This window comes from Plebeiibacterium sediminum (assembly GCF_026013605.1).
In the GTDB taxonomy this organism is placed as follows: domain Bacteria; phylum Bacteroidota; class Bacteroidia; order Bacteroidales; family Marinilabiliaceae; genus Saccharicrinis; species Saccharicrinis sediminus.
This window is the reverse complement of the sequence record NZ_JAPDPJ010000328.1, coordinates 1-437: the sequence shown is the minus strand read 5'-3', so window position 1 is coordinate 437 and position 437 is coordinate 1. Positions and strand designations below refer to the sequence as shown.

The window sequence follows — 437 nt, the reverse complement described above, 5'->3', positions numbered from 1 at the left end:
TCCTGAATGATCAAGCTATAAGTCGCTGAGCCTTCATAATTATCATCTGTATAGGTTACATCATCTAGCGTTATTGTAAGGGGTGTATCTTCTGATGTGCTTAAAATACTTGTTCCTGTAATAACGGGCGCATCATTTACACTGCTTACCGTTACGGTTATAGTTGATGGTGCACTCGATAATAATCCATCGGAGACTACTGCTCCAACACTCAACGTCCCATTAAAATTTGCTATTGGAGTTATGGTATTACCTTCGTGCGTATAATTTGTCCCATCCTGAATGATCAAGCTATAAGTTGCTGAGCCTTCATAATTATCATCTGTATAGGTTACATCATCTATCGTTATTGTCAGGGGTGTATCTTCTGATGTGCTTAAAATACTTGTTCCTGTAATAACGGGTGCATCATTGACACTGCTTACCGTAACGGTTAT

1 protein-coding gene is annotated in these 437 nt (G+C 38.9%); it reads right to left on the bottom strand.

The window, feature by feature from the left end:
* Window positions 1-437: cadherin-like domain-containing protein (locus OM075_RS25665; protein WP_301193399.1), on the bottom strand; the 437-nt coding region annotated here is incomplete at both ends.